29 protein-coding genes are annotated in these 21821 nt (G+C 69.7%); 12 read left to right on the forward strand and 17 right to left on the reverse strand.

Translation table 11 applies throughout. The features are described from left to right. Positions 1-72: 72 nt before the first annotated feature. The 5 genes from AB0K28_RS28100 to AB0K28_RS28120 all read right to left on the reverse strand — a co-directional run bounded on the left by AB0K28_RS28100 (position 73) and on the right by AB0K28_RS28120 (position 3050). Positions 73-696 (reverse strand): GntR family transcriptional regulator, encoded by a 624-nt coding sequence (locus AB0K28_RS28100; protein WP_364375751.1) that lies wholly within the window; start codon positions 694-696, stop codon positions 73-75. Further along, positions 693-1565 (reverse strand): EamA family transporter, encoded by an 873-nt coding sequence (locus AB0K28_RS28105; RefSeq protein ID WP_364375754.1) that lies wholly within the window; start codon positions 1563-1565, stop codon positions 693-695. The genes AB0K28_RS28100 and AB0K28_RS28105 overlap by 4 nt, the downstream gene beginning before the upstream one ends. A 41-nt stretch (positions 1566-1606) precedes the next feature. Beyond that, on the reverse strand, positions 1607-1984 hold the full coding sequence (locus AB0K28_RS28110; RefSeq protein ID WP_345394456.1) for a hypothetical protein: 378 nt from the start codon (positions 1982-1984) through the stop codon (positions 1607-1609). A 164-nt stretch (positions 1985-2148) separates the two neighbouring features. Continuing rightward, positions 2149-2667, reverse strand: coding sequence for a GNAT family N-acetyltransferase (locus AB0K28_RS28115; RefSeq protein WP_364375758.1), 519 nt, complete (start codon positions 2665-2667; stop codon positions 2149-2151). An 11-nt stretch (positions 2668-2678) separates the two neighbouring features. Continuing rightward, the gene (locus tag AB0K28_RS28120) at positions 2679-3050 is read right to left on the reverse strand and encodes an MmcQ/YjbR family DNA-binding protein (protein ID WP_345394450.1); all 372 of its coding nucleotides are present in this window, start codon (positions 3048-3050) and stop codon (positions 2679-2681) included. Between the two features lie 107 nt (positions 3051-3157). Between AB0K28_RS28120 and AB0K28_RS28125 the strand changes: the two genes are divergently transcribed. The 3 genes from AB0K28_RS28125 to AB0K28_RS28135 are packed head-to-tail and all read left to right on the forward strand — an operon-like array spanning position 3158 to position 5128. Continuing rightward, positions 3158-3898, forward strand: coding sequence for a hypothetical protein (locus tag AB0K28_RS28125; protein WP_364375760.1), 741 nt, complete (start codon positions 3158-3160; stop codon positions 3896-3898). Further along, positions 3781-4446, forward strand: a complete 666-nt coding sequence (locus tag AB0K28_RS28130) for a DUF4166 domain-containing protein (RefSeq protein WP_364375763.1) — start codon at positions 3781-3783, stop codon at positions 4444-4446. The genes AB0K28_RS28125 and AB0K28_RS28130 overlap by 118 nt, the downstream gene beginning before the upstream one ends. A 19-nt stretch (positions 4447-4465) precedes the next feature. Continuing rightward, positions 4466-5128, forward strand: a complete 663-nt coding sequence (locus AB0K28_RS28135; RefSeq protein WP_364375766.1) for a TetR family transcriptional regulator — start codon at positions 4466-4468, stop codon at positions 5126-5128. Here the strand turns inward: AB0K28_RS28135 and AB0K28_RS28140 are convergent. From AB0K28_RS28140 to AB0K28_RS28150, 3 genes are all read right to left on the reverse strand, one after another. After that, the gene (locus AB0K28_RS28140; protein ID WP_364375769.1) at positions 5073-5492 is read right to left on the reverse strand and encodes a VOC family protein; all 420 of its coding nucleotides are present in this window, start codon (positions 5490-5492) and stop codon (positions 5073-5075) included. The genes AB0K28_RS28135 and AB0K28_RS28140 overlap by 56 nt on opposite strands. A 127-nt stretch (positions 5493-5619) precedes the next feature. Next, positions 5620-6744 (reverse strand): hypothetical protein, encoded by a 1125-nt coding sequence (locus AB0K28_RS28145; RefSeq protein WP_364375772.1) that lies wholly within the window; start codon positions 6742-6744, stop codon positions 5620-5622. Between the two features lie 225 nt (positions 6745-6969). Next, positions 6970-7515: a helix-turn-helix domain-containing protein gene (locus tag AB0K28_RS28150; RefSeq protein WP_345394436.1), complete on the reverse strand. Its 546-nt coding sequence runs from the start codon at positions 7513-7515 to the stop codon at positions 6970-6972. Between the two features lie 113 nt (positions 7516-7628). On the opposite strand from AB0K28_RS28150, the gene AB0K28_RS28155 reads away from it, so the two are divergent. Then, positions 7629-8471 carry an oxidoreductase gene (locus AB0K28_RS28155; protein ID WP_364375775.1) on the forward strand — a complete coding sequence of 281 codons (843 nt, stop codon included), beginning with the start codon at positions 7629-7631 and terminating at the stop codon, positions 8469-8471. Between the two features lie 3 nt (positions 8472-8474). On the opposite strand, the gene AB0K28_RS28160 is transcribed toward AB0K28_RS28155, so the two are convergent. Continuing rightward, a complete protein-coding gene (locus tag AB0K28_RS28160) occupies positions 8475-9020 on the reverse strand; it encodes a hypothetical protein (protein ID WP_364375778.1) in 546 nt (181 codons plus the stop codon). Continuing rightward, complete coding sequence (locus tag AB0K28_RS28165; RefSeq protein ID WP_364375780.1) at positions 9017-10108, reverse strand: XRE family transcriptional regulator; 1092 nt, start codon at positions 10106-10108, stop codon at positions 9017-9019. The genes AB0K28_RS28160 and AB0K28_RS28165 overlap by 4 nt, the downstream gene beginning before the upstream one ends. A gap of 142 nt (positions 10109-10250) precedes the next feature. On the opposite strand from AB0K28_RS28165, the gene AB0K28_RS28170 reads away from it, so the two are divergent. Next, positions 10251-11087, forward strand: coding sequence for a helix-turn-helix transcriptional regulator (locus AB0K28_RS28170; RefSeq protein ID WP_364375783.1), 837 nt, complete (start codon positions 10251-10253; stop codon positions 11085-11087). Positions 11088-11329: 242 nt separating this feature from the next. Here AB0K28_RS28170 and AB0K28_RS28175 read toward each other — a convergent pair whose 3' ends face one another. Further along, entirely contained in the window at positions 11330-11749 is a 420-nt protein-coding gene (locus AB0K28_RS28175) for a MerR family transcriptional regulator (RefSeq protein WP_345394423.1), read from the reverse strand. Positions 11750-11803: 54 nt separating this feature from the next. Here AB0K28_RS28175 and AB0K28_RS28180 point away from each other — a divergent pair, with 54 nt between their 5' ends. From AB0K28_RS28180 to AB0K28_RS28190, 3 genes are all read left to right on the forward strand, one after another. After that, the gene (locus tag AB0K28_RS28180; RefSeq protein ID WP_345394420.1) at positions 11804-12751 is read left to right on the forward strand and encodes an oxidoreductase; all 948 of its coding nucleotides are present in this window, start codon (positions 11804-11806) and stop codon (positions 12749-12751) included. Positions 12752-12834: 83 nt separating this feature from the next. Further along, on the forward strand, positions 12835-13419 hold the full coding sequence (locus AB0K28_RS28185; RefSeq protein ID WP_345394417.1) for an RNA polymerase sigma factor: 585 nt from the start codon (positions 12835-12837) through the stop codon (positions 13417-13419). Then, entirely contained in the window at positions 13412-14554 is a 1143-nt protein-coding gene (locus AB0K28_RS28190) for a CU044_5270 family protein (protein ID WP_364375787.1), read from the forward strand. Before AB0K28_RS28185 ends, AB0K28_RS28190 begins: the two co-directional genes overlap by 8 nt. A gap of 16 nt (positions 14555-14570) precedes the next feature. Here the strand turns inward: AB0K28_RS28190 and AB0K28_RS28195 are convergent, their stop codons facing one another. The 4 genes from AB0K28_RS28195 to AB0K28_RS28210 form a co-directional block, all read right to left on the reverse strand. Next, positions 14571-15089, reverse strand: coding sequence for a type II toxin-antitoxin system mRNA interferase toxin, RelE/StbE family (locus AB0K28_RS28195; protein WP_345394413.1), 519 nt, complete (start codon positions 15087-15089; stop codon positions 14571-14573). Positions 15090-15092: 3 nt separating this feature from the next. Beyond that, entirely contained in the window at positions 15093-15401 is a 309-nt protein-coding gene (locus tag AB0K28_RS28200) for a type II toxin-antitoxin system prevent-host-death family antitoxin (RefSeq protein ID WP_345394410.1), read from the reverse strand. A gap of 86 nt (positions 15402-15487) precedes the next feature. Next, the gene (locus tag AB0K28_RS28205; protein WP_364375791.1) at positions 15488-15913 is read right to left on the reverse strand and encodes a hypothetical protein; all 426 of its coding nucleotides are present in this window, start codon (positions 15911-15913) and stop codon (positions 15488-15490) included. 23 nt (positions 15914-15936) lie between these two features. Next, on the reverse strand, positions 15937-16509 hold the full coding sequence (locus AB0K28_RS28210) for a helix-turn-helix domain-containing protein (RefSeq protein WP_364375794.1): 573 nt from the start codon (positions 16507-16509) through the stop codon (positions 15937-15939). A gap of 95 nt (positions 16510-16604) precedes the next feature. Here AB0K28_RS28210 and AB0K28_RS28215 point away from each other — a divergent pair, with 95 nt between their 5' ends. The 3 genes from AB0K28_RS28215 to AB0K28_RS28225 all read left to right on the forward strand — a co-directional run bounded on the left by AB0K28_RS28215 (position 16605) and on the right by AB0K28_RS28225 (position 19454). Beyond that, on the forward strand, positions 16605-17543 hold the full coding sequence (locus tag AB0K28_RS28215; protein WP_364375797.1) for an NADP-dependent oxidoreductase: 939 nt from the start codon (positions 16605-16607) through the stop codon (positions 17541-17543). Positions 17544-17769: 226 nt separating this feature from the next. Beyond that, positions 17770-18888, forward strand: a complete 1119-nt coding sequence (locus AB0K28_RS28220) for an XRE family transcriptional regulator (RefSeq protein ID WP_364375800.1) — start codon at positions 17770-17772, stop codon at positions 18886-18888. Between the two features lie 5 nt (positions 18889-18893). Further along, positions 18894-19454: a hypothetical protein gene (locus tag AB0K28_RS28225; RefSeq protein ID WP_364375803.1), complete on the forward strand. Its 561-nt coding sequence runs from the start codon at positions 18894-18896 to the stop codon at positions 19452-19454. Here the strand turns inward: AB0K28_RS28225 and AB0K28_RS28230 are convergent. Continuing rightward, positions 19423-19707: a hypothetical protein gene (locus AB0K28_RS28230; protein WP_364375806.1), complete on the reverse strand. Its 285-nt coding sequence runs from the start codon at positions 19705-19707 to the stop codon at positions 19423-19425. The genes AB0K28_RS28225 and AB0K28_RS28230 overlap by 32 nt on opposite strands. Positions 19708-19916: 209 nt before the next feature. Between AB0K28_RS28230 and rarD the strand changes: the two genes are divergently transcribed. After that, positions 19917-20846, forward strand: coding sequence for an EamA family transporter RarD (rarD, locus tag AB0K28_RS28235; protein WP_364375809.1), 930 nt, complete (start codon positions 19917-19919; stop codon positions 20844-20846). Here rarD and AB0K28_RS28240 read toward each other — a convergent pair. Then, positions 20822-21811: a polyprenyl synthetase family protein gene (locus AB0K28_RS28240; protein ID WP_364375812.1), complete on the reverse strand. Its 990-nt coding sequence runs from the start codon at positions 21809-21811 to the stop codon at positions 20822-20824. The two genes, rarD and AB0K28_RS28240, sit on opposite strands and share 25 nt — an antisense overlap. Positions 21812-21821: the final 10 nt, after the last annotated feature.

The following is a 21821-nucleotide window of genomic DNA, read 5'->3' on the forward strand; positions in this document are numbered from 1 at the left end:
TTCTTGCGAGTTACGGGCCACTCCCGCAAGGGTTCGCACTCAAAGGTGCCGATGCGAGCACCACACGGAAGATCAGTCACCGCCCCAGGAGTGGCTGAGATGCGCCGCCACGGCCGCCCGCGCCGCCTCCGCGGGGCCGTTCGCGATCGCGTCGAGCAGCTCGCGGTGCTCGGCCACGAGCACGTCACGGTCCTTGTAGACGGCGCGCAGCCGGACCAGCCCGAGCCGGGTCTCGGCCGCGAGCGCGCCGTAGAGCCGCTCCAGCCGCGGGCTGCCGACCGCCTCGATGAGCGCCTCGTGCAGGGCCATGTGCTCGGCCACCGCCTCCGACCACGGCGCGGCGGCGGGCAGGGCGGCCATCCTGTCGAGCGCGGCCTGCGCGCCGGGGACCGTCCGGCCGGCCAGCGCACCGGCCATGAGGTCCTCCAGGGGGCGGCGGACGTACATGAGGTCTTCCAGGTCCGAAAGCGTCACTTCCGGGACATAGGCGCTGCGGTTGCGTTCGCGGCGCAGCAGCCCCTCGTGCACCAGCCTCGCCAGCGCCTCGCGCACGGTCGGCCTGGCGACGCCGTAGGAGGCGGCGATCTCCTGCTCGGGCAGCGTGGTGCCGGGCGGGATCTCACCCGACAACACCCTGCTGCGCAGGGCGTCGGCGAGCGCGCCGACGGTGGAGACGGGTCTGAGCGGCAACGTCACGGCAGCGACTCTAGCTCCCTTTCCGGTACGGCCACCGCCACGAGACTCAGCCCCAGCAGCACCAGCCCGGCGATCGACACCGGGGCCAGCCGCTCGCCCAGCACGACCAGGCCGAGCAGCGCGGCCACGGCGGGCTCGGCCAGGGCCAGGGTGGCGGCCGTGGCGACCGGCGTGGTGCGCAGGCCGCGGCCGTACAGGAAGTAGGACAGCGCCGTGGTGCCGAGGCCGAGATAGAGGACGGCGAGCAGGGCGCGCGGCTCGGCCAGCCAGCCGACGCCGCCCAGCGCGAGCACCGGCAGCATGAGCAGCGCGGCGCCGCCGAACATCAGCCCCATCACGGCGTTCGACTCGTGGCCCTCGTCGATCGCGCGGGCCGCGGTGACCGCGTAGAAGGCGTACAGCAGGCCGCCCAGCAGCGCGAACAGGACGCCGGAGACCACCTGCGCCCCCGCCTGAGCCCCACCATCAGCCTGGCCGCCGACGATCAGTGCGGCGCAGCCGCAGATGGCCGCCGTGGTCGCGACCGTCCACCGGCCGCTCGGGCGGCGCCCGTGCAGGATCCACGACAGCAGCCCGGTGAAGACGGGGCCGCTGCCGATCGCGACGACCGTGCCGATGGCGACGCCGGTGCGGCCCACGGCCGCGAAGAAGCACAGCTGGTACGCGGCCACCGCCACGGCCCCCAGCAGCAGTCCCGGCCTGAGCACGCGCCGCAGGCCGGCTCCCGCCGCGAGCGCGAGCGCGGCGCCGCCGATGACCAGGCGGGCGGCGGCCAGGGCGACGGAGTCGGCGGAGACGAGCAGTCCAGCGGTGCCCGCGGTGCCCCAGAGCACGGCGGCGCCGACCACGGCGAGTGGTCCGGTTCTCATGCCGACCATTGTCAGACAATAAGACAGTCATCGTCTAGCTGTCAGACAATTTCTTCCAACAGCTGCTCGATGAACCGCGACGCCGGTGCCGCCACCTCCCCCGCGTAGTCCTCGAAGACGGCGAGGCCGTCGTGGATGCCCGGCACGCTCTTGCGCGGCAGCGTCAGCAGCCCCTCGTCCTCGGCCGCGACCCCGCCCTCGACGTGGAAGGCGCCGCCCGCCGCCAGGATCGACACCTCGAAGCGCAGCTCGCGCCCGTCGGGCAGGGTGAGCGCGGTGCCGACGCGGGCGCCCGCGGGCGGGAAGAAGTAGGAGAAGGGGGCGCTGCGCACGAACGGGTGGCGTAACTCGGCGAGAATCTCCGACGCCCGACCAAGGGCCGCCAGCAGCCCGGCTGCGGCCAGACTCTCGCTGTCCACCCGAAAAGGTTAGTTCAGGACACCCCTGCGTGACCAGGCGAGGGGCCAGTGGGGACATGACGGAGTGGGTCAGTGACCAAGCGAGCGTGCCCGAGCAGGGTCAGCAGCCAGGCAGGCGCGACCGCAGCAGGGTCAGCGGCCAGGCGGACGCGACCGCAGCAGGGTCAGCGGTCAGGCGAGTGTGATGGAGCGGGGTCGGTGGCCAGGCGGGCGTGGCGTTCGACGTCGTAGCGCACCCCCTCGTAAGAGAGCCGCCCCCGCTCGACCCCCTCGGCCACGAACCCGGCCTTGGTGGCGACCCGGCACGACGCCGCGTTGTCGGTCCGGTGTCCCAGCTCCAGCCGGAACAGCCCGCGCTCCTCGAACGCCCACTGCGCCAGCAACTCGGCGCCCGCCACCGCGACCCCGCGACCCCGCGCCTCGGGTGCGACCCAGTAGGACACCCAGCCGTTGCGATGATCGTCGATCCTGGTCACCGCGACGTTGCCGACAACCCGATCTCCCTCCACGATCGCGAAGGCGTGGCCGGCCCCCTCCCAGGAGGCGATCCACCCGCGGGCGTCGGTGAGCGTGACGACCGGGAAGGAAGCCTGCCGGCGCAGGTCGGGGGCCTGGAAGGCGCGCAGCACGGCGGGGGCGTCGTCGTCGCGCCACGCGCGCAGGCGGACGTTCACGAAGGTCACGCTGCCCGAGATTACCCGGATTGCACCCGTTGCCCGATCGGGTGGTTCGCCTCGAAGTCGGCCACGAGCTGCTTGGGCGCGGTCAGGCACCACGCCTCGGCCACCAGCTCAAGCAGCTCGTCGGCGTCGATCTTGTCGAGGTGCACCACGACCCAGCCGAACCGCCCAGCGGTGAACTGCACCTCGAACACCTCGGGCCGCTCGTTGACCAGCGCGATCTGCTCCTCGATGGTCGCCTTGAGCCCGACGGTCTCGGTGGCCTCCCACAGGTAGCCGAAGCCCTTGCCACGCACCTTGAGGCCGATCCACTCGCCCGCATGGTTGGTGCGCACCTCGGGCAACTCGTCCAGCAGCTCAAGGAACTCATCCACGGTCACACCCATGCCGCCTGTGTACCAGACGAGTCCGACACTTCCGTGGACTTGAGCGACCGCTCAAATCGTCGTACGGTCGCCTTAAGCAGTCGCTCAAAAACACCGGGACATGCGCCATGCGCCTCTACGTCGAGACCCTGATCAGCGCCGACATCGACCGGATCTGGCAGGCCACCCAGAACCTGGACCAGCACCAGCGCTGGGACCTGCGCTTCGGCCGCATCACCGCGCTCGGCTCCGGCCGCCTGCGCTATTCGACGCTGGGGATCAGCGGCACGGCCATCGCCTCGGGCGACCGGCACGCCGCCGACGGCACCCGTACGTCGGCGCTGCGCTTCGGCTCCACCCACCCGCTCTCGCCGATCCGTTCAGGCGCGGGCTACTGGCGCTACCTGCCCACCCCCGCCGGCACGCGCTTCCTCACCTCCTACGACTACCGCCCCCGCCTGCTGCCCCGCCGCCTCATGTGGTGGGCCACCGCCTGGTCCTTCGACCGGCTGCGCCTGTCGCTGGAGACCGGCGTCACCCCCGAGCGCCTGCTGCGGCGGGCGCTCGGGGAGGTCGCCGTCCGCGCGTCCGCCGTCATCGCGGCCGGCTGCGCACTCCCCCTCTGGGCGACCCTGACCGTGCTCATCGCCGCCCTGCTCTGGCCGCCGCTCCCCGGCACCCCCGCAGCCCGCCGCTGCCTACGCCACCACCACCGTCACCACCGTCACCGCCCCGAACGTCAGGAGCCGCCATGCCATCGATCTTCCAGCGCGCGCTCGGCACCCGCTTCGACCGCCTCCACCCCCAGCTCCAGCGCCGCTTCGGCGTCGGGCTCGACTCAGGAGAGGCCTGCGTCGGCACCGGCGTGATGAACCGGGTCTGGAACGCGGGCCCCGTCGTCCGCCCGTTCCTCTCCCTGGGCCGCCGCCGCAACATCCTCGCCACCGACACCGGCACGAACCTGCCGTTCACCATCGAGAACTACCCGTACGCCGACTCCTACGGCCGCGAGACCGTCACCTTCGTCCGCGCCTTCCCCAGCAGCCGCTTCGACGCCACCATGATCTACGACCCCGCCCAAGGAGAGATCGTCGACTACCTGGGCACCCACCAGCACCTCGCCGTCCCCCTGGCGCTCTCCGTGGACGACAGGGGCGGCCTGGTCATCCGCTCGGGCCGCCAGCGCCTGCTCGGCCCGCTGGCGGTGCCGCTGCCCGCCGCCGCCACCGGCACCGCCGTCGTCACCGAGCACTACGACGACCAGGCCGAGCGGTTCAGGATCGCGGTGACCGTGTCGAACCCGTGGCTCGGCCGCGTCTTCGGCTACTGGGGCAGCTTCACCGTCTCGTACGTGGACGTCGCGGAGCACGGCGTTCCCGCTAGCGTGAGGCCCAGACGGGAGGACGCCCGTCGTTGACCGGCACGGAGTGGAAGCGGTGGCCGACACACGTACGAAGCTGCTCGAAGCGGCGCTGGAGACGCTCAGCACGTCGGGCATCTCCGGCGCGTCGGCACGCGCCATCGCCGCCGCGGCCGGCGTCAACCAGGCGCTGGTCTTCTACCATTTCGGCAGCGTCGACCAGCTCCTGTCGGCCGCCTGCGCCCACGGCTCGACCCGCCGCGTCGAGCGCTACCGCGACCGCTTCGCCGCCGTCACCACCCTGCGCGAGCTGCTCGACCTCGGCCGCGAGGTACACGCGGAAGAGGCCGCCGAGGGCAACGTGGCGGCGCTGGCGCAGCTCCTCGCCGGCAGCCAGACCGACGACAAGCTGGCGCCCGCCGTGGTCGCCGGGCTCAACCTGTGGATCGCCGAGGTCGAGCAGGCGCTCGCGCGGGTGCTGGCGAACTCGCCGCTGGCCGAGTTCGTGGACGTCGCGGGGCTGGCCAAGGCCACGGCGGCGGCGTTCGTGGGGCTTGAGCTCTACGAGGGCGTCGACGGCGACGGCGCGGCCCAGGCGCTCGACGCGCTCGAACAGCTGGCGGTGCTGGTGACGGCCCTGGAGGACATGGGCCCCGTCGCACGCCGCGCCGTACGCGCCAGGCTCACTCGTAGTATCGGGCCTCGATCACGTTCCCGTCCGGATCAGGAAAATAGATAGTCTCCGGCGCGATGCCCTGCGCGCCGAACGAGTTCGTGCCGGTGCCGGTGATCTCCACCCGGTGTTTCTTGAGGCGCAGCTTGAGGGCATCGAAATCCTCTTTCCCGAACGCCAGACAGAAATGGTTGATCTGGTGCCCGGCGCTGCCGTGCACCCCGGTGCCCTCGTCCACGCCCCGCGTCACCTCGAAGGACATCAGGTCGAGGATGCACGTCGGCGTGATCCGCACGCTGGGAAACGGTGCCTTCCCCTCACGGAACTCCTCGGCCCGCACCCCGGGCAGCCCGATCACGCGCTCGTAGAAATGCAGCGAGACGAGCTGATCGGAGACCCAGCAGACGAGATGGTCAAGGCGTACGCGCATGAAAACACCTCCGCTTTCCTTCCAATATCCTTTTTTCGTTTCGCCGTGTCCACCTGCCTGTGCCGACGGCCGCCGGATGGAAAGCGGTGGTTCATTCCGGGTTGGCGCCTGATTTCACGGCGCGTGCTCAACCGTATTCTTTCTCCGCCTGCCGGCGTCCCTCGAAGACCTCCTCGTGGTCCACCCACCACTGCGGGCCGTCCGCCAGGTTGTCGGCCAGGCTCTTCTCGGCACGGAGCCGCAGCTCGAGAAACCTCCTGCCCTCCGCGCCCACGTCCCGGTCGGTCACCTGGAGCCCCGGGAGGTCCTCGGCGATCCGCTTGGGCATGCTGTCGTAGACCTCCACGTACGCGCTGTTCGCCCGCGCGAGGAAGTCTCGTGCCCGGCTGTCCGGCGTGCCGCCGAAGTCGAAGGTCTCGTGCAGGACGCCCCGATCGGGGTCGGCCACCCGCTCGAAGTTCTTCCTGCACCAGTCGCTGATCTCGACGTACGAGCGGGCCGCGGCGTCCAGCCGGCCGGAGACGGCGGCCAGCGCGGTGGCGTTGGCGTGGATCTGCCGCAGCACGCCCTGCGCCCGGTCGGCGGCGGCGCCGTACCAGGGGGCGTCGCGCAGGTCCTGGGCCCGGCGGAGCAGCAGGTTCGCCAGGTCGACCAGCGGCTCCGGCATCCGTCCGAAGATCATGCCGGCGGCGCCGGCGGCGCCGGGCAGGGTGGACACGCTCCACTGCGCCTGACTCGCCGTCAGGTGGCCGACGTCGTACGACGTGCCGGGCAGCTTCAGGTCGATGCTGCCGTTCGGGTAGAGGTCGCTCAGGTGGTTGCGGTCGCCCGTGATCGGCAGCCGCTCCCTCAGGGTGGAGTCGGGGACGTCGCCGAGCTTGGGGTCGTCGGCGAGGTCGTAGCGGGACGACGCGCGCTCGATCAGCAGGCCGGCCACGCCGACCTCGGCGTGCAGGTCCCGCCAGAACACGTCCACGGCGTGCGCGGCCGAGGAGAGCATCAGGCCGAGGTGGTACGGCAGCAGCCACTCGCCCTCGGGCACGCCGGGGCCGGCGTCCTGGACCCCGTCGAAGCGCTGCATGCCGAACGACAGGCCGACGATCTGCCCCGCGACGCTCCTGACGCCCTTGCGGTCGATGTGGAACCCGTCACCGCGATGCTCGTCGCCGAGCCCCGGCCAGCAGCCCGGCAGCTCGGGCTCGGTCGGCCAGGTGGACCACTGATCAGCCGCCGTCGGCTCCGGCTCGCGCATCACCACTCCGCTCGGGTCGGGACGCCTCACCTTACGGTGATCGCTTTCCCGCCCGCAATCCACGATTTCCCCAGGTAGAGACGCACAAATCCACCTCTCGCGTTGTGAGCGGACCAGCGCTGCCCTCACGTCGCGAGCGGATCAGCCGCGCTCTCCCGTCGCGAGCGGATCAGCCGCGCTCTCCCGTCGCGAGCGGATCAGCCGTGCCCTCCCGTTGTGACCGGATCAGCCGTGGCCGACGCCGCCGAGCCAGCTCCGCACGACCAGGTCGGCGGCCCGCGGCGGGTCGAGGTCGGGGAAGCGGTGGGCGGCGGTGTCGACGAGGTCGTCCAGCATCGCGCGGGCCCACGCCACCGGCACGTCGCCGCGGATCAGCCCCTCGTCGGCGGCCCGCCGTACGAACCGGTCGAGCCGTGCGCTCTGCTCGCTCCGCCGCACGTCGGCCGTCGGGTCGGCGCGCATCATCCGCCGCATGTCCACCGGCCACTCCCTGCTGACCGGGACGATGCCCTCGACGTAACGGTGCAGCGCCACCGCCACGGGCGCCTCCACCAGCCTGGCCTCGTCGAGCACCCGCTCCGAGCCGTCGAGCTTGGTCTGGAAGACGGCGGCGAGCAGCGCCTCGCGGGTGGGGAAGCGACGGTAGACGGTCCTGCGGTCGACCCCGGCCGCGGCGGCGATGGCGCTCATGCTCGTCGCCGGGTCCTCGGCCAGCAGGCGGGCGCCCGTACGCAGGACCGCCCGCAGGTTACGCGCGGCGTCGGCTCTCATCACCCGTTCAGTCTACGCGCACTGTGACACATACCTCTTTGACAGAAGCACTCCCGTTTCATATACCTAAATTAATGCCACATCGAAGTGGCACTTATCCCGTGAGGACCACCATGACCACCACCACCTGGCTCATCACCGGCAGCTCGCGCGGCTTCGGCCGCGCCCTCGCCGAGGCCGCGCTGGAGCGCGGCGACCACGTGCTCGCCACCGCCCGCGACCCGCGCCGGCTCGACGACCTCGTCCAGCGGTACGGCGACCGCGCCCGCATCTTCGCCCTCGACGTCACCGACGCCGCCGCCGCCCGCGCCGCCGTCCAGGAGGCGGTCACCGCGTTCGGCCGGCTCGACGTCGTCGTCAACAACGCCGGCTACGCCAACTCCTCACCCATCGAGGAGACCCCCGACGACGACTTCCGCGCCCAGATCGAGACCAACTTCTACGGCGTCGTCAACGTCACCAAGGCTGCCCTGCCCGTCCTGCGCGCCCAGCGCTCGGGCCACTTCATCCAGTTCTCCTCGATCGGGGGCCGGGTGGGCGGCTCGCCTGGGCTGGGGGCGTACCAGTCGGCGAAGTTCGCCGTCGAAGGCTTCTCCGAGGTGCTCAACAACGAGGTCAAGCCGTTCGGCGTCAAGGTCACCATCGTCGAGCCCGGCGCGTTCCGTACGGACTGGGCCGGCTCGTCCATGCACATCCCGCAGGTCGGCCCCGACTACGAGCAGACCGTCGGCGCCATGAACCACCGCCGCGCCGGCTTCGACCGCTCGGCCCCTGGCGACCCGGCCCGCGCCGCCCGCATCCTCCTCGACGTCGTCACGCTGGACGACCCCCCGCTCCGCCTCCTCATGGGCGAGGACGCCCTGACCCTCGCCGACCAGTCCTCCCAAGCCCGCGCCGAGGAAGCAGCCCGCTGGCGCCACCTCAGCCTCGCCACCGCCTTCCCACCCGCCGACTGACTCTCAACCGACCCCGTTACGACGAACGAAGCCCCCGAAGCTCGCACCCGTACACGGCAGACGCATCCCCGTCTCCCGCAGCCCGTCCACGATGTTCCCGGCCGCCACCTCGTTGAGCTTGCCGGTCCTGACCGCACAGGCGAGCAGCCACACCGTGCCGTGGACCTCGAGTCCATGGGCTCTTCCCACGGCCACGGCGGCCTGATCGTCGGTGATGGCCATCCCGCCGGCCAGTTCGGCGGCGGAGAAGACGCTTGCCTCTCCGAGGTCGCGCTCCGACGAGCCGACCCGCCGCACCCACTTGGCGAAGCACCTGATCTCGTGCAACGAGTCGAGCTTCGCCAGCCCGAGCCAGTCAGCGTCGAGCACGGCCTCCAGAATCGGATGCCGCTTGCACCCCGCGCGCACCTCCTCACGGACGACGTGCGTGGTCAGGCACGTGATACCCGTCAACAGGTCGCGCAGCACGTCCAGGCGTTCGGCGAGGGTGAAGTGCACCAGGCACATCGCGTCGAAGACCAGGACGCGATCCGGTCCGGAACCGCTCACAGCTCGACGTCCGGGTCGTCGCGGACGGGCAGGTCGGGTGCCTCGATCTGGCCGCGCATGAGCTCGACCGCCCGGGACGCCGTGATGAGAGAACCCTTGAAGGATTCGATGACCGCGTGCGCGAAGCTCGGCGGCACCCGTACGGTCTCCAGGTCGGGCTGAGGCGCCCAGCCGACCGCTTCCATCAGCTCCGCGCGCGTTGGAGTTCTCCTCCGGAGTTTCCTGGCGACGCCCCGTTCGACCGCCTCGGCGGCGACGGCCTGCCGGAGCGTCAAGGACCAGGAGGTTCTGAAACGCGCGGCCAGGACCACCAGTTCCTCGCGCCCAGGCTTCGTCCCTGAGCGCGTGGCGAACGCCTCGGCGGGAAGGAGAAGCTCGGCGGCAAACGCGTCGATGATCGCTTCCCGGTCGTCACGGGACACGTGGACGCCGATGTCCGTCGAGTACTCGTCCCCGACGATCAGGTGCCCCAGCTCGTGCGCCGCGGTGGCGCGCCTGCGGCCCGGATCGCCGTGCCGGCTGACGACCGCGGCGGCGATGCCGTCCTCACGCAGGGAGGCGCCTTCACCCGGCACGTCGACCACGGCGACGAGCTGCCCCAGCCCTTCGCACACGCCCATGAGCGAGTCGATGGGCTCGCCGCCGTAACCCAGGTGACCGCGGACCCACCTCGCGGCACGCCGAGCGCTCATGAGGTCGTGTACGGGCTCGGGGCAGCTTTCCACGGCGGGTGGGACGAACGTCCCCAAATCACGAAGTTGCCGGATATCGGCCAGCCACGTGGAGAGCGCCACCTCCAGGCGATGGGATTGCCGCGTCGCGTCGGTCACCGTGTCGTCGAACAGCTCCGCCCGGCGCGAGACGACCTGCGGGAGCGGATCAAGAAAGTAGCCGAGAGGAACCTGAAGCACCTCGGACAGATTCGCGAGTTCGAGCGCATCTACGCGACGGACTCCTCGTTCGATCTTCGCGATCATCGTCCGGTCGAGCTTGAGCGCCGATGCCAGCTCTTCCTGCGACATGTCGGCCGCCATACGGCACTCGCGCACGCGCTCGCCGACCTCCGCCCACTCCCCAGTGTCCTTCATCTTGCGATAATCGCACACCTGCCATGTGGGAGCGAGGCCGATGCGAGGTGTCCGCCATCCTTGTCGCAGGTGACGCCACCGACGGGTCATAGGACTGCCAGGGCCAGGACCGGTTCGTACGAGATGATGCACACTGTCCGTTATGGCAGCCACAGAACTCGGTGCGGCGCTGCGGCACTGGCGTGACCGGGTCTCGCCGGCGGCGGCGGGCCTGCGCGCGGGCGGTCGCCGGCGGGCTGCCGGGCTGCGGCGCGAGGAGCTGTCGCAGCTGGCGGGCATCTCCGTCGACTACCTCACCCGCCTCGAACAGGGCCGCGCCACCCACCCCTCCGCCCAGGTCGTCGAGGCACTCGCCCGCGCCCTGCGCCTCACCAGCGACGGTCGCGCCCACCTCTACCAGCTCGCCGGCCTCGCCGCCCCCGGCGCCGCGACGGTGCCCGCGTACATCCCGCCGAGCGTCCACCGCATGCTGGACCGCCTCACCGGCACGCCCGTCGCGGTCTTCGACGCCGCCTGGACCCAGCTGCTCGCCAACCCCCTGTACACGGCGCTGATGGGCGACTGGCAGGGCGACGACCTCAACGCCGTCTGGCGCAACTTCCTCGGCGCCGGCACCCGCGTCCGCCACACCCCGGACTCACTCGGCGCCCTCCGCGCCGCCCAGGTAGCCGATCTGCGCAGAACCGCCGCCCGCTACCCGTCCGATCGCCACCTGCACCACCTCATAGGCCGCCTCCGCACCGAAAGCCCGGAGTTCGAAACCCTCTGGACGTCCGGCGCGGTGGGCCGCCACGAATCGGCCCGCAAGACCATCGACCACCCGCACGTGGGCGCCATCACGCTGGACTGCGACGTGCTGGTGGTGGCCGGCGAGGATCTGCGCATCATGGTCTACACCGCCGAACCAGGAACGGACGACGCCGACCGCCTAGCTCTGCTGTCCGTCATCGGCACCCAGGAACTCACCGGCCGGCATTGATAGATATTCCGGGCCTAGAAGACGATGTTGCCTTTCGTGCCCATCACCGATCCGAGGATCAGTTTGCAAGGTCTCGAAGCATCGACGGGTGTTGGCCAGGGCGTGGCGGCACAACTCCTGCCAGCCGCGGACGGCATCGCCATTACCGAACCGAACGTCCCAGCGGCCATCAGGAGGCGGCACCGTCACCCGATCCCCACGTTTCGGCTCACGTGAAGACCTGGACCGGGCCGAAGTCGCCGCTATGTCGGAGGTTGCGGTGACCAGAGGCCGGCTGCGGTTCCCTCTTCGACGTGCCGGCGGTAGGTGACGACCTTGTCGTGGATGATGTCCAGGCCGGCCGTCAGGTCGGCGATCTTCTCCCGTACGGCCCTCTCATGCTCCTCCAGCAGCGCGAGCCGCTCCGCCTCGTTGCCGGGACCGGAGCGGACCAACTGGGCGAACCTCTTCAAGGTCGCGATGGGCATGCCGGACTCGCGCAGCCGGTTGCACAGCAGCAGCCACTCGACGTCGGCCGGTTCGTAGACGCGCTGCCCGCCCGCCGTACGCGGGATCGGGCGGAGGAAGAGCTCTTCGCGCTCGAAGAACCGCAATGCGTGGACGCCCAGGCCGGTCACCTTCGCGACGTCGCCGATGGAGAGGTCGCCGGCCTTCCTGACCATCACGCACCGCCGTAGCTTGACCTAGATCGCACTCTAGATTCTAGCCTCCACCGCATGACCATCACGCAACACAAGATCGGGTCGGGGTTCGGCGCGCACAGCACGGCGGACGACGTCCTGACCGGCATCGACCTGTCCGGCCGGTACGTCCTGATCACCGGCGGCTACTCAGGGCTCGGACTGGCGGCCACGAGCGCGCTGATCCGCGCCGGAGCCCATGTGATCGTGCCCGCTCGCCGCCCCGCCGCCGCGACGGAGGCGCTGCGCGGCATCCCGCGGACGGAGGTCTGGGAGCTCGATCTGGCGGATCTCGGCAGCATCCGGACGTTCAGTGACAAGTTCCTGGAGACTGGCACTTCCCTGGACATCGTCCTCGCCAACGCGGGCGTCATGGCTCACCCGTACGACCTGATCGGCCCCGGCTGGGAAGCCCACCTCGCCATCAACCACCTCGGCCACTACGCCCTGATCAACCGCCTTCGCCCGGCTCTGTCCCAGGGAGCGCGCGTGGTGTCCGTCGCCTCGTCGGGCCACTTCCTGTCGGACATCCGCTGGGACGACCCGCACTTCCGCCGCGGCTACGACCACTGGGTCGCGTACGGGCAGTCCAAGACGGCCAACGCCCTGTTCGCCGTCCACCTCGACACGTTCGACGGCGTGCGCGCCTTCGCGGTGCACCCGGGCAGCATCCTCACCCCGCTGCAACGGCGCATCCCCCGCGAGCAGCAGCTCGCCCAGGGCTGGATCACCCCGGAGGGCCGTCCCGCCGACGGCTTCAAGACCCCCGAGCAGGGCGCGGCGACCGCCGTCTGGGCCGCCACGTCGCCGCTGCTCGACGCGTACGGCGGCGCGTACTGCCAGGATTGCGACATCGCCGACCCCGCCGCCACCGACGACATGCTGATCGGCGGCGTGAAGCCATGGGCGACCGACCCCGGATCCGCCGCCAGGCTCTGGACGCTCTCCGCCGAACTCACCGACCTCGACACCTTCACGACATAGCAACCAGGAAGCGGCCATCGGGATAGAGGAGGTACCAGCACCTCGGACACGGAGGAACCGATCATGAAGCGACACACCGCCCCATGGCCACGGCCAGAGTGGTGAGTCGGCCGACGGAGCAGCTCGGCGACGCGGAACTCGTCGCCGCCTCTTCGGATGACCCTGAGGCGTTCGGCGAACTGTTCCACCGCCACGCGCCCCGGCTCCACGCCTATGTCAAACGCCGCCTCGGACGTACGCTCGCCGACGACATCGTGGCAGAGACCTTCGCCACCGCGTTCCGGCAGCGGGGGAAATTCGACGGGCGGGCGGAGTTCGCCGCGTGGTTGTGGGGCATCGCCAGCAATTCGATCGCCAAGCATCATCGGCAGGAGACCCGGATGTTCAGGGCGTTCGCCCGAACAGGCGTGGATCCGGCCGAGGACGGCATCGCCGACCTGGTCAGCGACCGCGTCACCGCCACGGCGCAGGGTCCTCATCTGGCGAAGGCCCTCGCCGCGCTGAACTCCCAGGATCGCAGCGCCCTCTTGCTGCTGGCCTGGGGTGAGCTGTCGTACGCCGAGATCGCGGCTGTACTGAATCTGCCCCTCGGCACCGTCAAGGCCAAAATTCACCGGGCCCGGACGAAACTCCGCAAGGCCCTCCTGCGGGAGAACGACCATGGATGAACTCGACGCACTGCGGCGCATGCGGACGGCACTGGCCGAGGAGGAAAGCCCGGAACGGCTTGCCCTGCGGGCGGACTGGCGATCCGTTCGCCGGCCACGCCGCTTCAGAATGCCTTTGGCGATGGCGACGGCCGCCCTGGTCGCGGCAACGTTCGCCGCCATTTCTGTAACCCCGGACCGGGAGCTTCCCGGCAAGCGGACTCCGGAAAACGCCCTTCTGGTGGCCGCCACCAACGTACAGAGGGGGCCGACCGGCACGTACTGGCACACCACCAGAATCGCCGGGAAGATTCACGCGGTCGGCGAGAACGCGGTGGAGCACTACAAGGTCGAGTCGAGAATGCAGTACGACGCCTGGACCGACCTGCGCGGCACGGGATGCAACGCCGTCAAGGATCTGCCCGCCCGCCCGTGGAACGCCCGCGACAAGCAGAAATGGCAGGCCGCGGGTGCTCCGACAAAGGTGGAGGTCGCGTCGGGCTTCCTCTTCTTCGACGCCCCCGACAGAAAACAGTCGTGCCGCCAGGTGGCCGGACGTCAATTCTTCGGCATGACCCCACGCCAACTCGCCGCGCTGCCCACCCACCCCGAGCAATTGAAGAACACGCTGCTGGACCTCAAAGGCAACTGGGAAGCGTACGCACCGAAAGTCACCCGGCAGCCGATAAGGGCCCTGGAAGGCGAGAAGCGAATCCGGGCCTTGAGCGACGTGGCCGGCACCCTGCTCGCCGAGGCACCCGTCCCACCGGCAGTGCGATCGGCAGCGTTCCGCATGCTCGCCACCCTGCCCGGTGTGAAAGTAGAAGGCCGGACGACCGACCCGCTGGGCCGTACCGGAGTGGTGATCTCTTTGCCGCTGGAAACGACCATCCCTCTCGGCCTCTCCACCGCACCCCGGCAACTCGGCACCTACCGCCGCCAGTGGATCATCAACCCCGGCAACGGAACCCTGCTCGCCATGCGAGACCTGGTGGCGACCCCACCACAAGGCACCCGCGACCTCCCACCCGGCGACGACGGCGAACCCCGCCGCCTGACGCCCGAAACCCAACCCGACCGCTTCCACAAGCCCGGCGAGCTGGCGGAGTACGCAACTTATGAAGTCGCCGAATGGACCGACGAGACACCAAGCTGAAACCAGGATGCGCGAACTACTGAGGCTTGGATCGGTACTCGGCCCACACGTCGACCGCCTCTTGAAGATCAAGAGCGGCCACGTCCTCACGCGCCATGCCGACGGTGTGAATCAGCCGATCAGCGAGCCAGTCCGGAACCGGTTCCCTAGGAGGGGTCTTCTCCAGGCGGATGCGATCCACGATCGCGCCAAGTCGTTCGATCACCTGGCCCAGCTGCACGACCTCAGGACGATCCGTCCCCGCCTCGCGAACCCTCGCCGTCGCCTCTGCATATACCTCCGCGTCAGCCCGCTCACCGACCGCCCACACCTCGCAGATCTCCACTGTCTTGTCCTCGGTGATCCGATAGACGACCCGCCAGGTGTTGCGTCCGACCACCAGCTTGCGAAAACCGGTCAGCTCCCCGCTCAGCGGATAACCGGCCTCTGGATTGTCCAGCAGAAGGAGTATCTTCTTGAGCACTTTGGGCACCGCGTCCGGGCCGATGCGCCGAAGATCGTCGACTGCCGGCGCAGTGAAGATGACGTCGGACACGACTCACTCATCGTCCGGAAGGGCGGACAGCGAGTCGCGAGTATGCCCGAAGGCGGCAAGCACCTCATCGAGGGCAACCCGCTCTCCCGTATCCGTCACCGACCGGGCGAGCACCAGCGCCAGATCACGGAGATCAGCCGCGGCTTCCTCCAGCTCATTGAGCCGACGAATGCTCACCACGGCCGCCACCGGTTGATGCCGGCGAGTGACCACCAGATCGGCCCCATGCTCCGCGTCGGCCACCAGGCGGGCAACGCCTCGCTTGGCCGCCTCGGTGACGCTCAATTCAGTGGCGTCGTGCAGAACAGTCATACATGAACTGTACATCGATCTGTATAGAATCCCAGCGCATACGCCGGAGAAGGCCATCGCCGAATCGAACCCGGCGAGCCCCCGACTCAGGATTCAGACGAACAACAGCCCACCGATCGGCGAAGCGTGCGTACCACTCCGATGCCCCAAGCGGCGAGCACGCCCACGCTGACCGTGCCGAGCAAGGTGATGATGAACCAGTCCGTCGAGCCGTCCCGCGGATAGACGTTGTACCGGTTGCCCGCCTCCATCGCCGGCACCCGATCCCCCGCCCGCGCCGGCTCCGCGCCCGGCGTCAGCCCGATCCCGCGCCTGACAACTGAGCCGTCATCAGAGACGAAATTCCCCCGCCAGCTGCAACTGCGCCCGCCGCAGTTCCGTTCGGTGGCGGTGAAAGTGCCGGGGATCCCGGTGCCGAACTGCGCGCTGTACGCGGGGACCACCTCGCGTACGGCGGCGAACAGAACGAGCCCGGCCAGCACCGGCACCACCACCCACCAGAAAATGCGCATCGGCCCTCCCTTCCATCTGGGGCTCAGGCGACGGGGCGGAGGCCGTCCATCAGGAGGTTCAGGAGACGGGCGGCCTTGGCGTCGTGCTCGCGCCGGGGCGCCACGGTGAAGATGCCGATGAGGGAGTCGGCGACGTCCTCGGCGGTGACGTCGGAGCGGAGGTCGCCGGCCGCGCGCCCCGCGTCGAGGATCGCGGTGATGGCCGCCAGCAGCTCGCCGCGGGTCTGCGCATGGGCGATCTCGCCCGACTCGATCATCGCGACCAGCGTGTCGATCATGCCGTTCTTGGCCGCGATCCAGTCCCCGAACAGGTCCATCCAGCGCCGCATCGCCTCCGCAGGAGGCATGCGGTCGAGCAGCTCGCGGGCTCCGGAGGTCAGCCGTACGACCTGGTCCCGGTAGACCGCGTCGACCAGCGACTCACGGGTCGGGAAGTGCCGGTAGAGCGTGGCGATGCCGACGCCGGCCTCGCGCGCGATCGCCCGCATCGACGGCTCGGCCTCGGCCGACATGAACATGCGGGTCGCCACCGCGAGCAACTGGTCGCGGTTGCGGGCCGCGTCCGCCCGCGGCGCGCGCATCTCAGCCTCAGTCAAAACGGATCACGCTCCGGTTGTGTTACTGTCGCCTCAACAAACGGAGCATAGTCCGTTTCAACGCGCTTCCTCGATCCCCAAGGAGACAGGTGCACATGCAGGAACAACAGAAGGGCAGAGCGGTCCAGCTCGACGCGTGGGGCGGCCCCGAGGTCCTGGACGTCCGTGAGGTCCCCGTTCCGGAGGCCGGCCCTGGACAGCTCCGCGTACGGGTCACCGCAGCCGGCCTGAACCCCATGGACTGGATCATGACCGCCGACGCCGACACCGCCGCCCGATTCGGCCTGAGCCTCCCGGCCGGGTTCGGTACGGACTACGCGGGAGTGGTCGACCAGGTCGGCGACGGAGTGACCGGCTACGCGCCGGGCGACCGGGTGTTCGGCGGCGCTCTGTCCCGCGCGGTCGCCGACTACGTGATGATCGACCCGGCCGACGGGAACGCGGCGAACGAGGCCCACCACACCCCGGACGGCATCGACGACCTCACCGCCGCCACCCTCACGATCGCCGGCCGCACGGCCCTGGCCGCCGTCGGGGTGGCCGACCTCGGCCCGGGCGACACCGTGCTCATCGGCGGCGCGGGGGGCGGGGTCGGGGTCTTCGCCGTCCAGCTGGCCCGGCTCGCAGGAGCACGCGTCATCGGTACGGGCTCCCTGGCTTCGGCCGACTTCCTCCGCGACCTGGGCGCCGAGCCGGTGGCGTACGGCGACGGCCTGGCCGACCGAGTCCAAGCCCTCGCCCCCAAGGGCATCACCGCCGCCCTGGACCTGCACGGAACGGAGACGGTGGAAACCGCCAGAAAACTCGGCGTCCCCGACAAGCGCATCTGCACCATCGCCGCCCAGGTAGAAGGCGTACCGGCCGCGAACGGCGCCACCGCCACCCCCAGCGACCTGGCGGAGCTGGCCCGCCTGGTCGCAACGGGCGAGATCCGGATGCCCATCGCGGCGACGTTCCCCGTGGACAAGATCCGCGAGGCGACGGAACTCCAGGCCGCCCGCCACGTCCGCGGCAAAATCGTCATCGCTCTCTGAACCACCGCACCACGCCGACGCGCCCCAACGGCTGTTCGGGAAATTCCAATGTTCCGTCGGCAACGGACACCGGGCTTCTCCCGAACACCGAGGGGCCGGTGATCACCGTCCCACTGCACTCCTTCGGGCTGCTCAGGCGGCCAACAAAGACCACCCGGCGCCGACGAGCGTGAGGCGGGAACATGTACTTGCAGGCCAGAAGCATGCGTGTTCTATAATCGCACACATGGATGCGGAGGAGCAGAACCAGCTGGGCAGCCGCATCGCGGACGCACGTCAGCGAGCGGGCCTCACGCAGACAGAGCTGGCGACGGCGATCACCCTGGACAGATCCGCGCTGGCGAAGATCGAAAACGGATCGCGGCGCGTGTCCGCTTTGGAGCTCTCCCGCATCGCGGACGCGGTCGGCGAGAGGGTCGAATGGTTCTTCGACAAGACGCCTGAAGCGATCATCTCGCATCGCAACCTTCAGGATCCTGGAGCCGTCAGCCCCGCGATCGACAGGCTGATCGAGCTGACGGCCAGAAACGTCGAGTTCGTCACCGCCCGCACAGGCCAGGCATGGCCGAAGAGCCAAGTGCTTGATCGCCCCGGCTCCGGGAACGACATCGAGGAAGCCGCCGCAGAAGCACGCAAGTTGATCGGTTTGAGCCCTGCGAAACCCGCACTCAACCTCTCCGCGGAAGTCGCCGGGCTCGGCCTGTTCACCTTCTCCTTCGACATGGGCACCGACGCCGCCGACGCGGCCTCCATGCTCCTCAAGGAGGGCGGGGTCGCGATCGTCAACGGAAGCCTCCGCGTGGGCAGACGGCGGCTCGCCTTGGCGCACGAATTGGGCCATTACCTATTCGCGGATGAGTACACCATCGACTGGCGCATCTCGGAGCAGCAGAACGACGACGTCTGGGAGGCCCGGCTCGATCGCTTCGGGCGAGCGCTGCTCCTGCCGCGACAGGGCGTGAAGGCGGACTTGGCTCGCCTGCGGGCGGAAGGAAACGACCTCCGGACCACCGCCATCAAGCTGGCCAGTGCCTATCGGGTGGACATGTCGACTTTGGCCCGCCGGCTGGTGGAAGTAGAGCTCATAGACCAGAAGGACGCGGACTTCATCCGTTCCGTCCGCACGACGAAGGCAGACATCATCGACCACAACCTCGTCGTGCCACGGGAACTGGAAGCGCCTCATCTTCCGGATCCGTACATCAAAGGAATCCTCACGATCTACCGTAACGCCGTCGTGTCCGCGGCGCGGGCGACCGACCTCCTCTTCGACACGTGGGGCGAAGACGACCTCCCTGAGGTGCCGAAATTGCCGGAGAGCTCCATCTGGAAGTTCGTCTCGTAGGCGCCATGACCGACACCGATACGCTCGTCTTCGACACAGGACCGCTGAGCCATTTCGCCATCAATAATTGGCTGGGCGTCCTGAAGGCAGTGGTAGGCGACCGTAAGGCACTGATCCCTGATGTGGTCGTCGCGGAGCTCGGAGCCGGCGCCGCTCGGGACGCCCGCATCGCAGCGGTCCTCCAGGCTTTCTGGATTGAACAGCGCGAACTTCGCTCGCTGGAAGAGATAAAGGCCTACGCCCACTTCGCCCAGTTGTTAGTGCGTAGTGAACGAAACCGTGGGGAAGCGGGCGTCCTCGCCCTCGCGCAAACCCTGGACGCCACCGCGGTGGTCGACGATCGTGCCGCACGGAAAGCTGCAGAGGATCACAAGATCCTGCTCTCCCCTACCCTCGCCCTGCTCTGCGCATCGATCAGAAGCGGCCTGCTCACCGTTCCCCTCGTCTCAGAACTCGCCGATGATCTCCTCAGCAGCGAGTATCACCTCCCCTTCAAGACGGGGCACTTCCTCCACTGGGCGACGGAAAACGGCCTCATCCCCGTGGACCTGCCACGTACCTCTTAGGGAAGGCCTGGGGTGTGCAGGCAGCGGTCGCCGGGGGCAGGTAGCGGGGGCCGTCGCTGACCAGGACGGCCAGGCCCCCGTCGAACCACTGCGGGACCTCGGCGCCCCTGAGGCGGGCGTGGGGCTCCACGTGGGTGAGTTCCTGGGGGAAGATCACCGGATCGACGCCGTGCGGGGACAGCATCACCGCCCGGTTCAGTACGGCGACGCCGCGTTCGCCGCTCCTGCGGTAGCAGTCGTCGTACAGGCACACGAGGACGTCAGAAGAGCGCGGCCGGGTCAGAGGCCTGCAGCATCTGGCCCGCAGACTGGGCAATCGCCTCATGCCGGGTACGTCCTGTACTGCGTTGGTACGCACCCCGCGACCCCTCCGCCGCAGCCCGACAATTAAGCATTTCTACATAATCAGTCTGAGAAGATCAAACTTGTATTGAAAGGTGGTAATGCCTGAAACTGGACTACATGCCTGACTCCCGGCGTGGCATCTTCTACGGGATCGCCGCCTACACCATGTGGGGCCTGTTCCCCCTCTACTGGCCGCTGCTCAAGCCCTCCGGCGCCATCGAGATCCTCGCCCACCGCATGGTGTGGTCGCTGGTCGTGGTGGCCGTGGCGCTGGCCGTACGCCGGCACTGGTCGTGGGTGAAGCAGCTGCTCAGGCAGCCCGCCAAGCTCGGACTGCTGACGCTGGCCGCGATCTTCGTGACCGTCAACTGGGGCACCTACATCTACGCGGTCAACAGCGGCCACGTCGTCGAAAGCGCCCTCGGCTACTTCATCAACCCGCTGGTCAACGTGCTGTTCGGGGTGGCGCTGCTGCGCGAGCGGCTGCGGCCGCTGCAGTGGGCGGCGGTCGGGTTCGGCACGCTGGCGGTGCTGGTGCTGACGCTCGACTACGGGCGGCTGCCGTGGGTGGCGCTGACCCTGGCGTTCAGCTTCGGCATCTACGGCCTGGTCAAGAAGCGGGCCAACGTCGAGGCCACGGAGAGCCTGGCCATCGAGACCCTGGTGCTGCTCCTGCCGGCCATCGGCTACCTGGCCTGGCTGCAGACGACGGGGACGGCCACGTTCGGCCAGGAGGGCGCGGGGCACGCGCTGCTGCTGGTCGCGGGCGGCCTCATCACGGCGGTGCCGCTCATCTGCTTCGGCGCGGCGGCGATCAGGGTGCCGCTGAGCACGATCGGGCTGCTGCAGTACATCGCGCCGATCCTGCAGTTCGCCTGCGGCGTGCTCATCGCCAAGGAGACCATGCCGCCCAGCCGCTGGATCGGGTTCTCGATCGTCTGGCTGGCGCTGGCGCTCTTCTCGTACGACAGCCTCCGGGCGGCCCGTCAGACCGCCCGGAGCCGCGTCGCGGCCCTCAAGGCTCAGCCGGAGCGCTCGACCACGTAGTCGCAGAGCGCGAGGAACGCGTCCTTGGCCGGGATGTCGGGCAGGCCCGAGATGTCGGCCCGGGCGCGGTCCACCCAGGCCACCAGCTCCGCCCGCGCCCGCGCCATGCCGGGGTGGGCGTGGAGCAGGGTCAGGGCCTCGTCCAGGTCCTCATCGGCGACCGGGCCGGACAGCAGCGCCGTCAGGCGGGGGTGGTCGCCGGCGGCGAGCGCGTACAGGACCGGGAGGGTCTTGACGCCCTCCTTGAGGTCCGTGCCGGGCGTCTTGCCCGACTGCGCGCCCGAGGAGGCCACGTCGAGCAGGTCGTCGCCGAGCTGCCAGGCCACGCCGATGGCCTCGCAGGCGCGGCTGAGCCGCTCCTCCACGTCGGCCGGGGCGCCCGACAGCAGCGCGCCGAAGCGGCCCGAGGCGGCGATCAGCGAACCGGTCTTGTCGGACAGGACGCTCAGGTAGTGGGCGATCGGGTCCTCGTCGGCGCGCGGGCCGATCGTCTCCCTGATCTGGCCCTGCACGAGCCGCGAGAACGTCTGCGCCTGGATGCGGATCAGCTCGGGACCGAGGTCGGCGAGCAGGTCCGAGGCCTGGGCGAACAGATAGTCGCCGGTGAGGATGGCCACGGTGTTGTCCCACCGGGCGTTGGCGGACGGGGAGCCCCGGCGCACCGGGGCCTCGTCCATGACGTCATCGTGGTAGAGCGAGCCGAGGTGGGTCAGCTCGATGACCACGGCGCCGGGCACCACACCCGGCGCCGACGGGTCGCCGAACTGGGCGGCCAGCAGCACCATCAACGTACGGAACCGCTTGCCGCCCGCCTCGATGAGGTGCTTGGACGCCTCCGTGACGAAGGCGTCCTCGCTCTCGACGGACGAGCGCAGGAGCTTCTCGACCGCGGCCAGTCCGTTGGCCACGTCCTGCGCCAACCGCTCGTCCTCGATGGGAAGGTCAACCACGGGAGGCGCGGACATACGAGATCCC

Origin of the sequence: Nonomuraea sp. NPDC049504 (assembly GCF_040676845.1) — a bacterium.
Taxonomy (GTDB): Bacteria; Actinomycetota; Actinomycetes; order Streptosporangiales; family Streptosporangiaceae; genus Nonomuraea; species Nonomuraea salmonea.